Source organism: Amycolatopsis sp. NPDC114484 (assembly GCF_055633755.1).
Genome location: NZ_JBVKDQ010000029.1, coordinates 78,795 through 95,880, shown reverse-complemented (window position 1 = coordinate 95,880; position 17,086 = coordinate 78,795). Strand labels below are relative to the sequence as shown.

19 protein-coding genes are annotated in these 17,086 nt (G+C 70.1%); 8 read left to right on the top strand and 11 right to left on the bottom strand.

Features of this window, described 5'->3' with window-relative positions:
* Nucleotides 1-152: 152 nt before the first annotated feature.
* A complete protein-coding gene (locus ACZ7SW_RS40320) occupies nt 153-1,148 on the top strand; it encodes an MsnO8 family LLM class oxidoreductase (protein ID WP_470235624.1) in 996 nt (331 codons plus the stop codon).
* Here ACZ7SW_RS40320 and ACZ7SW_RS40315 read toward each other — a convergent pair.
* Both ACZ7SW_RS40315 and ACZ7SW_RS40310 read right to left on the bottom strand, forming a co-directional pair.
* A complete protein-coding gene (locus tag ACZ7SW_RS40315) occupies nt 1,145-1,801 on the bottom strand; it encodes a maleylpyruvate isomerase N-terminal domain-containing protein (RefSeq protein WP_470235623.1) in 657 nt (218 codons plus the stop codon). The two genes, ACZ7SW_RS40320 and ACZ7SW_RS40315, sit on opposite strands and share 4 nt — an antisense overlap.
* 41 nt (nt 1,802-1,842) lie before the next feature.
* A complete protein-coding gene (locus tag ACZ7SW_RS40310) occupies nt 1,843-3,435 on the bottom strand; it encodes a PucR family transcriptional regulator (protein WP_470235622.1) in 1,593 nt (530 codons plus the stop codon).
* 117 nt (nt 3,436-3,552) lie between these two features.
* On the opposite strand from ACZ7SW_RS40310, the gene pruA reads away from it, so the two are divergent.
* The gene (pruA, locus tag ACZ7SW_RS40305) at nt 3,553-5,181 is read left to right on the top strand and encodes an L-glutamate gamma-semialdehyde dehydrogenase (protein ID WP_470235621.1); all 1,629 of its coding nucleotides are present in this window, start codon (nt 3,553-3,555) and stop codon (nt 5,179-5,181) included.
* A gap of 15 nt (nt 5,182-5,196) precedes the next feature.
* Entirely contained in the window at nt 5,197-6,126 is a 930-nt protein-coding gene (locus ACZ7SW_RS40300; RefSeq protein ID WP_470235620.1) for a proline dehydrogenase family protein, read from the top strand.
* Between the two features lie 78 nt (nt 6,127-6,204).
* On the opposite strand, the gene trxA is transcribed toward ACZ7SW_RS40300, so the two are convergent.
* Complete coding sequence (trxA, locus tag ACZ7SW_RS40295) at nt 6,205-6,576, bottom strand: thioredoxin (RefSeq protein ID WP_116205014.1); 372 nt, start codon at nt 6,574-6,576, stop codon at nt 6,205-6,207.
* Nucleotides 6,577-6,663: 87 nt separating this feature from the next.
* On the opposite strand from trxA, the gene ACZ7SW_RS40290 reads away from it, so the two are divergent.
* The gene (locus ACZ7SW_RS40290; protein ID WP_470235619.1) at nt 6,664-6,903 is read left to right on the top strand and encodes a DUF2630 family protein; all 240 of its coding nucleotides are present in this window, start codon (nt 6,664-6,666) and stop codon (nt 6,901-6,903) included.
* A gap of 69 nt (nt 6,904-6,972) precedes the next feature.
* The gene (locus ACZ7SW_RS40285) at nt 6,973-7,560 is read left to right on the top strand and encodes a TetR/AcrR family transcriptional regulator (RefSeq protein ID WP_470235618.1); all 588 of its coding nucleotides are present in this window, start codon (nt 6,973-6,975) and stop codon (nt 7,558-7,560) included.
* 374 nt (nt 7,561-7,934) lie between these two features.
* Here the strand turns inward: ACZ7SW_RS40285 and ACZ7SW_RS40280 are convergent, their stop codons facing one another.
* The 7 genes from ACZ7SW_RS40280 to ACZ7SW_RS40250 form a co-directional block, all read right to left on the bottom strand.
* Nucleotides 7,935-9,503, bottom strand: a complete 1,569-nt coding sequence (locus tag ACZ7SW_RS40280) for an alpha/beta hydrolase (RefSeq protein ID WP_470235617.1) — start codon at nt 9,501-9,503, stop codon at nt 7,935-7,937.
* A 117-nt stretch (nt 9,504-9,620) separates the two neighbouring features.
* Complete coding sequence (locus ACZ7SW_RS40275) at nt 9,621-10,694, bottom strand: ATP-dependent DNA ligase (protein ID WP_470235616.1); 1,074 nt, start codon at nt 10,692-10,694, stop codon at nt 9,621-9,623.
* Between the two features lie 26 nt (nt 10,695-10,720).
* Nucleotides 10,721-11,320, bottom strand: coding sequence for an Asp23/Gls24 family envelope stress response protein (locus ACZ7SW_RS40270; RefSeq protein ID WP_470235615.1), 600 nt, complete (start codon nt 11,318-11,320; stop codon nt 10,721-10,723).
* Complete coding sequence (locus tag ACZ7SW_RS40265) at nt 11,320-11,853, bottom strand: DUF6286 domain-containing protein (RefSeq protein ID WP_470235614.1); 534 nt, start codon at nt 11,851-11,853, stop codon at nt 11,320-11,322. Before ACZ7SW_RS40265 ends, ACZ7SW_RS40270 begins: the two co-directional genes overlap by 1 nt.
* Entirely contained in the window at nt 11,853-12,239 is a 387-nt protein-coding gene (locus ACZ7SW_RS40260; RefSeq protein ID WP_470235613.1) for an Asp23/Gls24 family envelope stress response protein, read from the bottom strand. Before ACZ7SW_RS40260 ends, ACZ7SW_RS40265 begins: the two co-directional genes overlap by 1 nt.
* Entirely contained in the window at nt 12,236-12,412 is a 177-nt protein-coding gene (locus ACZ7SW_RS40255) for a hypothetical protein (RefSeq protein ID WP_470235612.1), read from the bottom strand. The genes ACZ7SW_RS40260 and ACZ7SW_RS40255 overlap by 4 nt, the downstream gene beginning before the upstream one ends.
* Before the next feature lie 336 nt (nt 12,413-12,748).
* Nucleotides 12,749-13,204, bottom strand: coding sequence for an Asp23/Gls24 family envelope stress response protein (locus tag ACZ7SW_RS40250; protein WP_470235611.1), 456 nt, complete (start codon nt 13,202-13,204; stop codon nt 12,749-12,751).
* 258 nt (nt 13,205-13,462) lie between these two features.
* On the opposite strand from ACZ7SW_RS40250, the gene ACZ7SW_RS40245 reads away from it, so the two are divergent.
* A complete protein-coding gene (locus tag ACZ7SW_RS40245; protein WP_470235610.1) occupies nt 13,463-13,714 on the top strand; it encodes a hypothetical protein in 252 nt (83 codons plus the stop codon).
* A gap of 542 nt (nt 13,715-14,256) precedes the next feature.
* Complete coding sequence (zapE, locus tag ACZ7SW_RS40240; protein ID WP_043838301.1) at nt 14,257-15,300, top strand: cell division protein ZapE; 1,044 nt, start codon at nt 14,257-14,259, stop codon at nt 15,298-15,300.
* Here zapE and ACZ7SW_RS40235 read toward each other — a convergent pair.
* Nucleotides 15,242-15,823: a phosphatase PAP2 family protein gene (locus tag ACZ7SW_RS40235; RefSeq protein ID WP_470235609.1), complete on the bottom strand. Its 582-nt coding sequence runs from the start codon at nt 15,821-15,823 to the stop codon at nt 15,242-15,244. The genes zapE and ACZ7SW_RS40235 overlap by 59 nt on opposite strands.
* An 89-nt stretch (nt 15,824-15,912) precedes the next feature.
* Between ACZ7SW_RS40235 and ACZ7SW_RS40230 the strand changes: the two genes are divergently transcribed.
* Complete coding sequence (locus ACZ7SW_RS40230) at nt 15,913-17,064, top strand: serine hydrolase domain-containing protein (RefSeq protein WP_470235608.1); 1,152 nt, start codon at nt 15,913-15,915, stop codon at nt 17,062-17,064.
* The last annotated feature ends 22 nt before the right edge of the window (nt 17,065-17,086 follow it).

Sequence of the window (17,086 nt, the reverse complement as noted above, 5' to 3'; positions counted from 1 at the left end):
CCACCCGATGATCACCACACCCGGCCGCTACCACCACCGACACACCGAGCGAAACACCAGGTTCCACAACACCCTCTCAGGGAATCAGATTCCCTGAAGGTGGCCCTCACGGACGGTGGGGCGGGAATTCGGGATCGGCGGACGGCGTTGGCGTGAGCGTGGACGTTCCGATTTCCGTGCTGGACCGGTCGCCCGTGCGGCGAGGGCGGGGGACCGCGCAGGCGATCCGGGACACTGTCGCGTTCGCGCAGGCCATCGAAGCGCTCGGTTACCACCGGTTTTGGGTGTCGGAACACCATGGCGTGCCGGGGGTCGCCGGCTCTGCGCCTGCGGTGCTCGCGTCGGCCGTCGCGTCGGCGACCTCTCGGATTCGGGTCGGGTCCGGTGGGGTGATGTTGCCCAATCATCGGCCGCTCGTGGTGGCTGAGCAGTTCGGGATTCTGGAGTCCTTGTTCCCGGGGCGGATCGATCTCGGGATCGGGCGGTCGGTCGGGTTCATCGAGCCGGTGCGGCGGGCGCTCGGACAGGGCAAGGACGCGGCCGACGGCTTCGACGGCCAGGTCCGCGAGCTTCTCGCGTTCTTCCAGGGTGAGTATGAGGGCGTGCACGCGGTCCCCGCTGAAGGGCTGTCGGTGCCGGTGTTTCTGCTCGCGACTGGTGCGGGTGCGGAGCTCGCTGCTGCGCTGGGGCTGCCGCTGGTGATCGCTCCGGCGCATGGGCAGCGTGCGATGATGGAGGCGATTTCTCGGTACCGCGACGCGTTCCGGTCCGATGTGGACGATCCCTATGTCGTCGTGTCGACAGCGGTCGCGGTGGCGGACACCGCGGAGGAGGCTCGGCGGCTGCTGGTGCCCGAGGCTTGGTCCACTGTGTACTCGCGCAGTCATGGCGTGTTCCCGCCGCTTTCGCCTGCGGACGAGATTCTGGCGTTGCCGATGACTGATCGGGAACGCCGTCGTCTCGACGATACGTTGGCCGGGCAGATCAGCGGCACTCCCGACGAGGTCGGCGAACGCCTCGCGGACCTGGTCGCGGCGACTGGTGCGGACGAGTTGCTCGTCAGCACGAGCACTTACGACCCGGCCGCGCGCGTTGAATCGTTCGCCGCGCTTGCTGATTTGCCTACTGTGGAAAGGCTTTCGGTTTAGCCGAGGACGATCGGCAGCTTCTCCGCCAACGAGCCCAGCGCCGCCTTTTCGGCGTCGGTCGCGGTGCGGCGGCCGGTCGCGACCAGGAGCGCGCTCTGGTCGTCCAGTGACAACGGCAGTGGCGAACCCAGTGCTGCCTCAACTGTCCGCCGCGTTGCTGCGAGGCATTCCGCGTCCGGACCGTCTGCTCCGGACAGATGCATGACCAGGTCCAGATGGTGCAATGTGGCTTCGACGACGTAGGTCTCGAAATAGTCCGAGACCGTCAGCACGTAGTCGCGGGTTTCGACCTTCGAGGCCGGGTCCGCCAGCTTCGCGGCGCGTCCGGCTGCTTGCGCCAGGTCGTCGAAGTGGTGCGCCAGCCAGGCGGTGGTGCCGTAGCTGACCGCTGCGCGGCGGGTGAAGAGGGCTTCCGTCTCCATGCCGGTCGGCAGGTCGGTGCCGATTTCCCAGTATTCGGCAGCGGTGTGCGTCGGCTCTGCTTCCGACGGGGTCGCGAGCGTGATCAGGATGTCCTGCGCGTCGATGACCAGGTGGAACACCAGATCCTGCACCAGCCAGCCAGCGCAGCCCGACGGGGCCAGCCACTGCCCGCCTTCAAGCGATTTCACGGCGTTCTGAAGCGCGTTCCAGGAGCGGAAGAAGAGGTCCACGACGGCACCTTAGCGATCACGAACCCTCCCGGCATCCGGTTTTACAGTCGCAGCAACAACTCGGTGAGCAGCCGTTGCGCAGGATCGGTCAGGTCGATCCCGGACACCTCTGACGCGCGGCGCACCCGGTAGCGCACGGTGTTCGGGTGGATGTTCAGCGAGCGCGCGGCCGTGCGGACGTCGCCGAAAGCGTTCAGGTACGCCAGCACCGCGGGCACCAGAATGTCGCCGTGGTCGGCGTCGTGGGCTCGCAGTTCGGCGAGCCTGGGGTCGCGCAGCCGGGGTTGATCTCCCAAGTAGGACAACACTTCCGACAACAACACGTCGGCCCGGACGTCGGCCAGCGACGCGACGTCGGACGGCCAGTGACCGCGCGACATCGCCATCAGCACCCGGTCGGCATCGCCTCTCGACAACGCTGCGTCGGACAGCCTCGGGACAATCCCGCCGAGCGCGGCGCGGACGGGTGCGTCGAGGTGTTTCCGGGCCGCACCAACGATTTCCTTCGCCAAAGCCAGCACTGCGGCATCCGAGTGCTCCGGCAGATCCGGTAGCAACGCGTACACCCGGCCGCCGAGGACGCTTACGAGCGCGGTCCGCCGATAGGCCGCAGTGTGCACGGCGATCAGGTGCACCAGTTCGGCGCGGCGCAGCAACCGGTCCGAAGCGGCGCTCGACTGTTGTCGAGACAGCGTGAACGCCAATACCTGTGCGGGGCGCGCCGGATCGGCACCGATGTCTTCCGCGACCGACTCGGCGTCGACGCGTCCTTCCAGCAATCCGGCCAGCAAATCCTCGCGCAGCCGCAGTTGCGGATCGGGCAGGGTTCGCGCGCGGATCAGTTGCGGGGCAAGCGTTCTGCTCGCGCCGAGCAGCGCCACCTCGGCCTGCTCAGTCAGCGGCTGCGCGCCTTCCTGCACCCAGATCGTGCCGAGCGGCTGCGATCCGGCGTGAATCCCGGCGGCGATGCGGCGGCGAATCCCCAGCTCCGGGCGCTCTTCCACGCGCACGATTCCTTCGCCGGCCCGCAATCGCTGGTAGACGCCCCATTCGCGGAGGATCGCGAGGTACCGTTCCGGCCCTTCCCGGCCCAGGATCGACAGCCGTCGCAGTTCGTCGACCTCGTCTCCGGCTCGTGAATACGCCAGCACGCGGCTCGCGGTGTCCTCGATGCTGACCAGGCCGCCGGTGAGCGTCGCGACCGTCTGGGCCAGCGCGAACAGGTCGCCGAGCACCTCGCCGGTTTCCGCTTCGCCGCCCGCCCGGGCCGCGTCGACCACCCCGCGCGCCAGCGCCTCGACCTGCTCCCACCGCGCCTCCGTGCCGACGGTGAGCAGCGCGACGCCAGCATCCGCCGCGGCGTCCGTGCCGCCTTCGCCCTTCACCGCCACTGCGGCCGCTCCCGCGCGTCCGGCCGCCCGGATCGCCGCGGCCGCCGACCGGCCCCGCGCGCCGATCACCAGGACCAGGTCTCCGGGGTGCGTTTCGGGAGGGTCCTCGGGGTCGAGGATCACCACGTCCTGCACCGGAACGCCCAGTCCGCGCGGCGCGACGAGCACCCGCACGAGCGGTTCGCCGAGCGTCGCGAGCACGTGCCGCAGCGAGGCGCCGGCGAACGGTTCGGCGGTCGTCATCGCGTAGGCCGATCGGACAAAACCATATGGGCGATTCTAGCCGCTTGAACAACACGCTGAACGCCGCGCAGCGTTATCTTTCGGGCAACCGACGAGTAAGCCAACGAGGGAGCCGCCGTGGACGCCGTGACCCAGACCCCCGCCCCGAAGAACGAGCCGGTGCTGACGTACGCGCCGGGCAGCGCCGAGCGCGCAGAGCTGGAGGGTGCGCTGAAGAAACTGGGTCAGGCCGGTCCCGTCGACCTGACGGTCACCGTCGGCGGCGAGCAGCGCGCGGGCGGCGGCGAGAAGATCGACGTTGTCCAGCCGCACAACCACGGCCACGTCCTCGGCACCATCCAGAGCGCCACGAAGCAGGACGCGAGCGACGCGATCGCTGCCGCCGCGAAGGCCGCTCCGGAGTGGCGCGCGCTGTCCTACGACGACCGCGCGGCCATCCTGCTGCGCGCCGCCGACCTGCTGACCGGCCCGTGGCGCGCGACGCTGAACGCGGCCACCATGCTCGGCCAGTCGAAGACCGCTACGCAGGCCGAGATCGACTCCGCGTGCGAGCTCGCCGACTTCTGGCGCTTCAACGTCGAGTTCGGCCGCAGCATCCTCGACCAGCAGCCGATCAGCTCGGCGGGCGTGTGGAACCGGATGGAGCACCGTCCGCTCGAGGGCTTCGTGTACGCGATCACGCCGTTCAACTTCACCGCCATCGCCGGCAACCTGCCCACCGCGCCCGCCCTGATGGGCAACACCGTGCTGTGGAAGCCGTCGCCGACGCAGAGCTTCGCCGCGCACCTGACGATGCGGCTGCTCGAAGAGGCAGGCATGCCGCCGGGCGTGATCAACCTGCTGCCGGGTGACGGCAAGGCTGTCTCCGAAGTCGCGCTGACGCACCGCGACCTGGCGGGTATCCACTTCACCGGCTCCACCGCGACCTTCCAGCACCTGTGGGGCACTGTCGGCGCGAACATCGCTGGCTACCGCAGCTACCCGCGTCTCGTCGGCGAGACCGGTGGCAAGGACTTCGTGCTCGCGCACCCGTCGGCCGACATCGACGTGCTTCGCACCGCGCTTGTCCGCGGTGCCTTCGAGTACCAGGGTCAGAAGTGCTCCGCCGCTTCGCGTGCGTACGTGCCGCGCAGCATCTGGGAGCAGCTGAAGGACGGCCTTGCCTCCGAGACTGCCGCGCTCAGCTACGGCGACGTCACCGACCTGTCGCACTTCGGCGGCGCAGTGATCGACCGTCGCGCCTTCGACAAGCACGCCTCGCTCTTCGAGCGTGTTAAGAACGACAGCGAGGTCGAGATCCTCGTCGGGGGCACTGCGGACGACAGCGTCGGCTACTTCGTGCAGCCGACCGTCCTCGTGTCGACGAACCCGAAGCACGAGATCTTCAGCACCGAGTACTTCGGCCCGATCCTGTCGGTCTACGTGTACGACGACGCTGAGTTCGACTCCGTGCTGCAGCTGGTCGACGAGACCGCTTCGTACGCCCTGACCGGCGCCGTGATCGCGAACGACCGCACGGCCGTCGCGAAGGCCTCCCAGGCGCTGCGGTTCGCCGCGGGCAACTTCTACGTCAACGACAAGCCGACCGGCGCTGTCGTCGGCCAGCAGCCGTTCGGCGGGGCGCGCGCCTCGGGCACGAACGACAAGGCCGGTTCGGTCTTCAACCTGCTCCGCTGGACGAGCCCGCGCTCGATCAAGGAGACGTTCGTGCCGCCGACCTCCGTGCGCTACCCGCACCAGGGCTGAGAAGGAGACACCGCCATGCTGCGTGCCCCGTTGCTCGCCGCCGCTCGTTCGCGGCGGATGCGTGCGCTGATCGAAGCGGTACCGGTCACCCGGTCCGTAGTGCGCCGGTTCGTGTCCGGCTCGGCTACCGCCGACGCCGTGCGCGTCGCACGGGAATTGGCCGCCGACGGCCGGAAGATCACCATCGATCACCTCGGCGAAGACACCACTGACGCCGCACAGGCCACCGCCACCGTGCAGGCGTACGAGGAGTTGCTGACGGCGCTGTCCGAACAGGGTCTCGCCAAGGGCGCGGACGTCTCGGTGAAACTGTCCGCCGTCGGGCAGTTCCTGCCGGGCGACGGCGAAGGCGTCGCGCTCGAGAACGCGCGGAAGATCTGCGCGGCGGCCGACGCGGTCGGCGCGACGGTGACGCTCGACATGGAGGACCACACCACCACGGACTCGACGCTCGGCATCCTCCGCGAGCTGCGCGCCGAGTACCCGTGGGTCGGCGCGGTGCTGCAGGCCTACCTGCACCGCACCGAGCAGGACTGCCGCGAGCTGTCCGGTCCCGGGTCGCGCGTGCGGCTGTGCAAGGGCGCTTACGCCGAGCCGGAATCGGTGGCGTTCCAGGACAAGTCCGAAGTGGACAAGTCCTACGTGCGATGCCTGCGCGTGCTGATGGCGGGCAAGGGCTACCCGATGGTTGCCTCGCACGACCCGCGGATGATCGCGATCGCGGGCAAGCTCGCGGCCGACGCCGGGCGCACGACCGGCGACCACGAGTACCAGATGCTGTACGGCATCCGGCCGGAGGAGCAGAAGCGGCTCGCCGGCGAAGGCGAGACTGTGCGCGTGTACGTGCCCTGCGGCGACGAGTGGTACGGCTACTTCATGCGACGGCTGGCCGAGCGGCCGGCGAACCTCGCGTTCTTCCTGCGCGGGCTCGTCACCCGGTCCTGAACCACCGCGAAGGCCCGGCACCCTGGTGGGTGCCGGGCCTTCGTGTTTCCCCGGGTTGTGCGCCTGTGGTGGCTGGGCTCAGGCCTGCTCGGCTTCTTGCGCGGCGGCGGCCTTGCGCACCTCGTCCATGTCGACCTCGCGGGCCTGGCGGATGAGGTCCTCCAGCGCGGCTTCCGGAAGGGCGCCGGGCTGGGAGTAGATGAGGGTCTTGTCGCGGATCACGGCGAGCGTCGGGATCGAGCGGATGTTGAACGCGGCGGCGAGTTGCTGCTCGGCTTCGGTGTCGACCTTGGTGAAGGCGATGTCGCCGTGCTTTTCCGACGCCTTCTCGAACACCGGCGCGAACTGGCGGCACGGACCGCACCAGCTTGCCCAGAAGTCGATCAGCACGAACTCGTTGTCGGTCACGGTCTGGTCGAAGTTGTCCGCGGTCAGTTCCACTGTGCTCATGCGCGGTTCAACGAACGAGCCGGGTGGGGAATTCCCCGAGACGCGGTAGCGTCCTGATGGGTGTCCGGCAGAGTCTTGGAGGTTGACGTGGCTGACGGGATCTTGGGGCGGATCGACGAGCTGATCGCGGAGGAGAAACAGCTGCGCGACCGGGCGATCGGGGTCGGGTTGTCCTCGGACGACCGGGAGCGGCTGCGCCGCGCCGAAGAGGAGCTCGACCAGTGCTGGGACCTCCTCCGGCAGCGGCGCGCGCGGGTCGAGTTCGACGACGACCCGGACGAGGCTTCGGTCCGGCCGGTGGGCGAGGTCGAGGGGTACCGGCAGTAGCCCTTCGATTAAAAGCTAACTGTTAGCTTTTGGTAATCGGCCAGGTTTTGTGGCTGATAGCATCCGCGGATGACTGAGCCGTCCGGGCGGCGCGAGCGCAAGAAGGCTGCGACCCGCCAGAAGATCGCCGACACCGCGCTTCGGCTGTTCCTCGAACGCGGGTACGACGAGGTGGGCATCAGGGACATCGCGGCCGAGGCCGACGTCGCGGTGACCACGGTCTTCTCGCACTTCGCCTCGAAGGAAGCGCTGGTCTTCGAGCAGGACTCGAACTTCGAGGAGAGCCTTCGCGGAGCGGTCTCCGAGCGGATGCCGGAGGAGCCGTTGATCCCGGCGTTGCGGAACGAGATCCAAGCGCTGGTGCGGCACTGCACGGCGGACAGCGTCGCACCGGTCTGGCGGATGATCGACGGATCGCCCGCGCTGCGGGAGTACGAGGACTCGATGCGGCTGCGGCACGCCGAGTCGCTGGCGGCGGCGATGGCGGCCGACCCCGGACTCGGCCGGACTCCGACAGCGTGCCGCGCGATCGCCCGGTTCGTGGTCGACGCCTATTCGGTGGCTCGCGAGGCAGCTGACCCGGAGGCCGCGGTGGACGAGGTCTTCCGGATGATCGAGGCGGCTTGGGCGGCTGCCAGTCCTGCTGTGTCCCGTTAGGACGGGCGGTCTGGACATTCCGTCTGGTCCGCACCCTGCTTGGTTCCGCTCTTGGCCGCGAGTGGCGGGATTTGATGCTCTGGCAGGGTTTTCGGCACTCGTGGTGAGATCCTCGATCTCGTGTGGGTGAGTTGATCACGCCTGGTCAAGTGATGCGGTCTCGAACAAGTGTTCGAGATACTGGTGAGGTGTTCGAAACGACTTCGGCGAGGCAGCCCCGGTCCCGCCACCTCAGACCACAGCGGGGCGGACGAGTCGGCCGGATCGGGCGGCTGTTGCGCGTTGGATGGCAGCGTTGTCTCGGTCAGCTGACCTCGCTCGGCAGCTGCGTCGCCGCGGAAACCGCAAGCCGCAGGAGGAAGAGCGATCGATCCCTAGGCAGGGCAGAGCGTGCCGTTGTCCGGGATCTTGCCGTCGATCAGGAAGGACTGCGCGGCGGCGGTGACGCAGGGAGACTGGCCGACCGCGCCGTGCGCGACCCCCTGCCACGTAACCGTCACGGCGCTGGGCATCTGGTCCGCGGCCCGGGTGGTGCCGATCTGCGGTGTCACCGGGTCGGTGGCGGTGGCGGCCACCAGGATGGGCGGGGCACCGGGCGCGCCGCCGGGAGGCAGCGCTTCGCGGCGGACCGGCCATGCGCCGCACCAGGCGAGTTCCTGGGCGACCGCCGCGCCGAATTGCGGGTATTTCGCGCGCATCGCCGCTGCGGCGCGGTCCAGTTGATCGGCGGGCAGCCGGGTGGTCGAGTCGTTGCAGCGGGTCGCGATGGTGCCGCCGATGCGCGACGTGCGGCCGCGGACGTCCGCGACGATCGGATTCGCGAAGCCTGCCAGCGCGGTGATGTCGCCGTTCTTCGCGGCGGTCAGCGCGTCGGCGAGGGCGGGCCAGTTCGAACGGTCGGCGAGTGCTTGGTACACCGCGTAGGTCGCCACGCCCGGGCTCATCGTCACGCCGTCGTCAGTGTCCACAGGGGACGTACGGAGTCGGTCGGTCACTGTCTTCAGCGCGGCTTTCGCGTCGCCCATCGGGCAGTTGCGGGCGGCGCAGTCGGCAGAGAAGGCGTCGAACGTCGCCTGGGCTCCAGCGGCCACCGCGTCGAGCACGGCCGCTCGGTCAGCGCCCGGGTCCGGGATGCCGTCCAGCACCATGCGACCCACCTGCGCCGGATAACGCACGGCGTACTCCGAAAGCACCTTCGAACCGTCACCGCGGCCGAGTGCGTTCAGCCGGTCCAGGCCCAGCTGTTTGCGCAGCTGGTCGAGGTCCCCGGCGGTACGCCAGCTGTCCAGTGCGGTCTGCGCGGTGTCGAGGTCGAGCGCGCACTGCTGGCCGGCCCGGCGAGCCGCGTCGAGCACGTCGCCGAGGCCGCCGTCGGCCGGGTCCGCGCCCAGCAGGCCGGAGCGCACTTCCAGCGGCACGCACTGCACCCCGCCCGACAGCCCGGTGCCGCGCCGGTCCACGCCGATCAGCGAGAACTTCTTGAGGAACTCCGGCGGAAGTTTTGTCGCCAGGCGCGCGGCGAACAACGACCCCGGCTCGCCGCCGATGTCGTTGACCACCACGAGCGGGATCGGGCCGTCGCCTGCCTTGAGCACGAGGACGCGGGCGAGCAGATGCTGCGAGTCGTCGGGCGCGTCGAGCGGGGAGGTCAGGCGCGCGCAGTTGACGTGCAGCGAGTCGGGCAGCGCCGGAGCGGCCATCCGCTGACGGGTGTCCGCGTCGCAGTTGGCCCACCGCAGATTGGACTTCTTGGGCTCGGCCAGCGGAGGCAACGGCACCGCGGCGGCGCTCGGGGGCGGCGCGGTGGTAGCGCGCCCGTCGTTGTCGATCACCGCCGGCCGCACGGAGGGCCCGCTGGTGCAGCCGGCCAGCAGGAGCGCTCCCAGCGTCGCCGCCACCAGCCGGGCGCGCGAACGGGAACGGCTGCGGGAACGGCGGTGCACGGGCTGGTCCTCACGTCTGCTCGGCGGAACTCTCGGACGAGCTTGGCACGCCTGGTGTGGGAAGCCAGTGAGCGGGTCCCGCGGCGTGTCCGGTTCGCGCTGGTCCGGGCGGACCGGTCAGCGGGTCCGCACGACCTCGCCCCGGAACACCGCCGACAGGTCGTAGCGCGCAGGCTCGTCCAGCTGCGAGTAGCCGCACGACGACGGCTCCCGGTCCGGCCGCCAGCGCGCGAACTGGGCGGTGTGCCGGAAGCGCGACGGATAGCCGCCCTCCGTGTGCTCGTACGAAACCTCCACCACGCGCTCCAGCCGCAACGGCACCCACGGCTGTTCCTTCGACCGCCAGCGCGTGATGCCGCCCGGGATCCGCTGTCCCTCGCGGACCGCGTCGCCCAGCCACGGATGTCCTTCGCCGTCAGTGATCAGCGGGGCCAGCTCCTGCGCCAGCTCGCGGCGACGCGCGACCGGGAACGACCCGACCACGCCGACGTGGTGCAGCAGCCCGTTCTCGTCGTACAGACCCAGCAGGAACGAGCCGACCGCCTCGCCCGGTTCGCCGTCCACGTGCCAGCGCAGGCCCGCCAGCACGCAGTCCGCGGTGCGGGAATGCTTGTACTTGAACAAAACCCGCTTGCCCGGCGAGTACGGCTCGTCCAGCGGCTTGCCGATCACGCCGTCCAGCCCGGCTCCCTCGAACAGCTCGAACCAGTGCCGCGCGGTCTCCGGATCGGTCGTCGCCGGCGTCAGCGCGATGCCCGGCAGCGATTCGAGCCGTTCGCGCCGCGCCGAGAACGGCTCGTCCACAAACGACTCGTCGCCCAGCGCGAGCACGTCGAAAGCCACGAACTGCGCGGGCGACTGCTCGGCGAGCAGCCGCACGCGGCTCTCCGCCGGGTGGATGCGCTCGGTCAGCGCGTCGAAATCGAGCTTGCCGTCGCGGGCCACCACCAGTTCGCCGTCGAGCACGACCCGCTCCGGCAAGGACTCCCGCAGCGCGGCGAGAACCTCCGGGAAGTACCGGTTCAACGGCTTTTCCGCGCGCGACTGCAGGGTGATCTCGTCGCCGTCGCGGAAAACCAGGCAGCGGAAGCCGTCCCACTTCGGCTCGAACAGCAGGCCGCCGGAATCGGGGATCGCTTTCGCCGGCTTCGCCAGCATGGGCTTGATCGGTGCCTGCACAGGGAGGGCCATGCGGGCATTCTGGGCGAAACGCGGGATCAGCGCACGCGTGCCGAGCCGGTCGTGTCGAGTTCGAGCCGCACCGCGGTCGGCAGCGTCTCGACGCCGAGCGATTCCCTCGCCCGGGTCAGCACGTACGCGTCGAGGTCTTCCCACACCCGCCGGACTTCCGTGCCCTCGGCCAGCCAGAGCGTGATCCGCAGCGCCGGTTCAGCCACCGTGCCCACCGACCGGACGCGAGCGCGGGTAACCCCGTCAACGCTCTCCACGTCCGTTTGCACGGCCCCGGCCAGCGCTCCGGCCGTGACGGTCAGTTCCGAGCCGATCGTCTCGTCGAGCTTCAGGTCCGGGCGGCGTTCCGGGCGCAGCGAACGGAAAAACCACCACAGCCCGAACACCAGCAGCAGCACCCCGAGCACGATCGCACCGATCCGCGCGTACAGCGCGTGGTCGCCGAGCCAGCCGACCGCGATCGGGTCGAGCACCGGCCGGTGCCCCCGGAACTGCCCGAGCCACCCCATGCCGACCACCAGCGCACCGGCACCGGCCAGCAAACCGAGCACGCCGACCAGGGAGGTCAGCGTGCGCTCGGCACCGTGCGAACGACCTTGCGCGCGACGCGCCGCGGAAGCACTCATCACCGGTCCTTCGGAGAGTCGACGACCACAGACACCTTCGGGCGGTGCTGCAGCGGGAGATCGTCCAGCACCCCTGAAACGGTCTCCAACAGCCGCGGCCGCAGCTGTTCCTCGTTTTCCAGTCGGCTCGTCGCGCGCACGCGCACCTTGCGGGAACTGGCTGTCACGGACGCGCCGCGCACGTTGTCCTCCGCGCGCACCGCCAGCCCGACCAACCGCGCGAGCGCTCGCGGCGAGGTGCTCACCGTGATGCCGTCGGCGGGATCGGTCATCCGCACCGCGCGGTCGCCCGCACCGAGCGCCAGCAACAGGAGCACGAGCCCGGCGAGCACGGCGATCCCAGCGGCGATCCGCACCGGCGTGCTGGTCCAGTCCAGCTCGGCGATTTCGGTCTTCCACCGCGGCCACGGCACGAGAAGCGGCGCCTTGCCGGGTTGCCACCAAGCCCACCCGACCTCGAGCGCCAGCAACGCGCCGCCGGCCGCGACGGCCAGACCGAGCAGGGTGGACAGAAGACGGACGAGGACGCGCATCATCGCACCCTCGGCGGCACGTCCGGCAGCAGCGCGGTGACCGTCACCGCGACCGAACGCACGTGATAGGAGGTGATGCGTTCGACCTCTTCGACGACCTTGGCGCGCACCTGCCCGGTCACTTCCCGCACCGGAGCCGGATAGCGCAGCGCGAGATCGAGCGACAGGTCGACGTCGTTGTCCGATCCGCCGACCTTCGCGGACGCACCGGAAGTCCCGGCGCTGACGCCGGCGACGCGGCGCTCGGTGAACATCGTCCCGGGCACCTGGTCGGCGGCGTGCTGCGCGACCTTGCGCACCACGGCCTGGGCGATGGTCAGCGAACCGCGCTCGGCGGGCTCCGGAAGGTCGCTGCGGGACAGCCCCGCCTCGACCGCCCTGGTCACTTGTCCCGGCCCTTCCCGAACAGGTCGCCGAGGTCGAGTTCGCCGTCAAGGACCCGGCCGACCACGAGCCCGATGATGCCGACCGCGAAGGTCACCAGAAACGCGGTGAACCCCTGAGTGGCGGCCAGGCCGAGAATCAGCCCGGCGATGATCCCGGTCTGCGTAGCGTTCAACGTGCGCCCTCCTGGGATTGCGTGCTGCGGTGCGTTGGGTTGCTGCCTGATCTGACGTGCTGCGGTGCTTGGGTTCGCCGCTGGTGCGGCCTGCTGCGGCTATCGAGCCGGTGACCGGCGCGGCGAGTGCGTTCGCGGCGGGCGCGGCTTGCGCGATGCTTCGGAATTCCGGAGCTGGCGCTGGGCCGTTCGCCCGGCCTGGCTGACGTCGGTGCCCTGCGGCCGGAGGGTTTCGGCTCCAGCGCCGCAGCGCTTGGTGTGCCCGGGTCTCCGGGGCCGACGCCGTGCCGAGCCCGAGACGACCAGGCTGCGGCCGAGGCACTGGCGGTCACCGGGTCACTCGACCCGGCTCGACTCGGGTTCGTCCTCCTCGCCGGGCAGGTGGACGTCGTTGACCGAGATGTTGACCTCGATCACCTCGAGCGCGGTGATCTGCTCGACCGCGGTGATGACGTTGCGCCGCACGTCGCGGGCGACCTCCGCGATCCGCGCGCCGTATTCGACGACGACGTCGAGGTCGATCGCGGCCTGCTTCTCGCCGACCTCCACGGAGACGCCCGCGGTGGAGGTCGCGCCCGAGCCCGGGATCCGGTCCCTGATCGCCCCGATCGCCCGCGAGACCCCGCCGCCGAGCGCGTGCACGCCGGCGACCTCGCGCGTCGAAAGCGCCGCGATCTTCTGCACGACCAGCGACGAAATCGTGGTGCGCCCACCGGTGTCCGTCTGCTCGACCGACGTCAGCGCGGCAGACGAAACAGCAGCCGGGACATCGGGCCGGTTCGGGGTCGGCATGGTTCCTCGCTCCCTGTATGCGGACATGGCGCGTCCAGTGTCACCGCGAGCGGCCCGCGGCGCCGGAGACGTGCTAGCCCGAAGGACCTCCCGACCGGGCGAAAACGCACGCGGCATCCCTCGAATGGGTGAGTTGGCAAGCGGTCAGCGAAGTGGCAGCCGGACCTTTGACAGCGATCGCGGGCGCGCATCTGGCTCCCCAGGCCCCCCACGGCGTCACCCGAGCCGTCAATGCAGTCGGGCGGACTGGAGACGGCGGTGGGGCGGACGCGGCGGCCGGGAGATGACTCTTGCCGTGCGGATGGAGCGCCGCTGCGCGACGACTCGCCGGGCCAGATCGACTCGCCGGGCCAGATCGACTCGCCGGGCCAGATCGACTCGCCGGGCCAGATCGACTCGCCGGGCCAGATCGACTCACCGGGCCAGATCGACTCACCGGGCCAGATCGACTCGCCGGGCCAGATCGGCTCGGCATGGCGCGAATGCGCTTCGGCAAGGAGCCGTCGCTGACGGCAGGTCGACGGTACGCGCCGCTGGCGGTCCGTGCGGCTAAGCGGCGGACTCGACCGGTGGTCAGCGGATCCGAGCCGCCATGCGGTGGCTGCCTGATGCCAGTGTTGCCGGTCCACACGCCGATGGTCGACCTCGCTCGCCCCAGTTCGTCGCTCGTGCGGGGCTGGTGACGAGCCTCGGCCCAGCGCCGCGAGCCCGGGCCAGCCCCACCTTGCCGCTCATCCCGCACCGGTGCTGCGGTCTCTATCCGGCACCGCAGCGCCGGACCTGCGCCGCGAAGCCAGGCCAGCTATCTCGCCGCTCATCCCGCGCCGGTGCGGCAGTCTCGATTCGGCATCGCAGCGCCGGACCACTGCCACAGCCTCGACCCAGCCCCGCAGCGACGGACCAGCGCCGCAGCCCGGTGACAGTCACCACACGCACCCCGCCTCGCCCGCCCCGCCCGCGGTCGAAGGCGGCTCCGACCGGGGGATTTGCCGCGTCCGGCCACGCTGAGGCGAGCCGAAGCCGCCGGCACAGTCCCGATAGGCTCTCCGACCATGCCCGCAGCTGCGCTGACCGACCGGTTTCCCGAGCTAGGGGCCGACGAGCTGATCGCGTCCCTCGTGCCGCCGCCGCGGTTCGGCGAGGCTCGGTTTTCCACTTACCTTCCCAACCCGGACGAGCCCAGCCAAGCGGCCGCGGTCGAGGCGTGTTCGGCGTTCGCTTCGCGGATCGGCGCGGCCAAGGCCAAGAAGTCGCGGTTGCGATCGCTGTTCGGCGGCGGGGCGGCGATTCCCGACGGGCCGATGGGGCTTTACCTCGACGGCGGGTTCGGCGTCGGCAAAACCCACCTGCTCGCCTCGACCTGGCACGAGACCCCGGGGCCCAAGGCGTACGGGACCTTCGTCGAGCTGACCCACCTCGTCGGCGCGCTGGGGTTCGCCAACGCGGTCGCGCGGCTGTCCGAGCACCGGCTGCTGGCGATCGACGAGTTCGAACTCGACGATCCTGGCGACACCACGTTGGTCAGCCGGTTGCTGCAGGAGCTCACCGACGCGGGCGTCTATGTCGCGGCGACCTCCAACACGTTGCCGGACAAACTCGGCGAGGGGCGGTTCGCGGCGGAGGACTTCCTGCGCGAGATCCAGGCGTTGTCGCGGCGGTTCGGCGTCGTGCGGGTCGACGGGCCGGACTACCGCCACCGCGGGCTGCCGGACGCGCCGCCGCCGGTCGGCGACGACGAGATCGACGCCTCCGCGGCCGCGCACGAAGGGTCCACTGTGGACGAATTCAGCGCGTTGATGACGCATCTCGAGCGGCTGCACCCCTCGCGGTACGGGAAGCTTCTCGACGGGGTGCGGCGGGTGCACCTCAAGCACGTCACGCCGGTGCCGGACCAGATGGTCGGGCTTCGGCTGGTCGCGTTGGCGGACCGGTTGTACGACCGGGCGATCCCGGTGGTCGTGTCCGGTGTGCCGCTGCCCGAACTGTTCGGCGAGGAGATGCTGAACGGCGGCTACCGCAAGAAGTACCTGCGCGCGATCAGCCGGTTGACGGCTCTGGCGCGCGACGCGGTGACAGCGCCGCCCGCAGCGCGGTGACCACGGCGGGGGCGAAGCAAACGCCGCCGACAATGTCCGTGAGGTAGTGGTAGCCGAGGCCGATCATGCCGACGGCCGCGCAAGCGACCAGCACCGCGCCTACTGCGACGGCGGTCGCTTTGAAGCGGACCAGCAGCACTACGACGGTGAGCACGGCTACCAGGCTGACGGTGTGGCCGCTCGGATAGACGAGCGTGCCGCCTTTCCAGCGGTCGAAGACGGGTTTCAGCGCCCAACTGTTGAGCGCGATGGCGATGAACGGGCCTGCCACGGCGAGTAATGCGTCGCGTCGCGCGCGCCGATAGAGGCAGATTCCGGCGATGACGGCGACGGCGGGAATGAGCACGTACGGCTCGGTGGGCAGCACGAGCGCGTTGAGCAGACCCGGGCTCAGCGTCGAGGCGGACCTGTCGGCCCATTGGTCCACAGTGCCCGGTGCGTAGGGCGCGACGAGCAGCCCCAGCACAACAACGGCGAGCGCGCAGAGCGCGGCGAAGAGGGCGAGAGTCCGCCTGGCGGTCACGGATCGAAGCCTAGTCACATTCACGGCGGCGCGCGGGTCCTCCTTTCGACACTGACTTTCGACACTGACGATCGGAGGGACAAGAACCAATGGGGGACATCGCAATCCAGGGGACTGTCGCGGACGGCTTCGAGACCGTCCGCGACGAGTTCACCGCAGCGGCCGAAGCGAGCGTGGGCGTGCAGTTGGCGGTCCGCGTGCGCGGGCGGCTGGTGGTCGATCTTTGGGCTGGCGACGTCACGGGCGAGACGTTGACCGGTGTCTATTCCTCGACCAAGGGCGCGACGACGCTGGTGGTGGCGCTGCTCGTACAGGACGGCGTTCTGGAGTTGGACGAGCCGGTCGCGCACCACTGGCCGGAGTTCGCTGCCGCGGGCAAGGGCGGAATCACGGTGCGAGACGTGCTGAGCCATCGTTCCGGCGTGATCGGAGCGGACGGCGGTCTGTCCGCCGAGGAGCACGCGGACGACCGGGTGATCGCTCGGAGGCTGGCCGGGCAGCGGCCGTTCTGGCGGCCGGGATCTGCTTACGGCTACAGCGGATTCGCCGGGTTCTCGGTCGTCGCGGAGGTCGTCCGGCGGGTCACCGGGCAGACAGTGCAGGAGCACTTCGAGGAGAAAGTGCGCGAGCCGTACGACCTCGATCTGTACCTCGGGCTGCCTGAGCAGGAAGAGCACCGGTACCGCGAGGTGCTGGCGGGGGAGGCGAGCGCGGAGGAACTGGCGGCGTTCCAGGCGTACGTTCCGGGACCGCACAGCCTGGGCGGCATCGGCTACGGGCTCGACTCGACGCCGCCGCTCGATCAGGTGGCGTTCGCCAACACCCGGCGGGTACGCGCGCTCGGCCAGGTTTCCGCTGGTGGGGTCGGCAGCGCGCGCGGGCTGGCCGGGTTGTACGCGGCAGCTGTGTCCGGTTTGGACGGACGGCCGCCGCTGCTCGAACCCGGCACGCTCGGCGAGTTCGCCATGCTCCATTCGACCGGCCGCGACTTGGTGACCGGCGATGCGGGCCAGTACGCGCTGGGGTTTCAGGCGAAGGGGCTGCGTTATCCGTTCCTCAGCGCGAATGCGTTCGGGCACAACGGATCCGCGGGTTCCGAGTCCTTCGTGGACCCGCGCAGCGGCCTCGCTTTCGGATACACGCGACGGCAGTTCTCCGCCACCTGGTCCTATCCGGAACACGACCGGTTGGCTGCCGCAGTACACGCGGCGGCGGAGCGGCAGGCGGGGAAAGCCGGGTAACCGCCGTGATGCGATGCTTGTC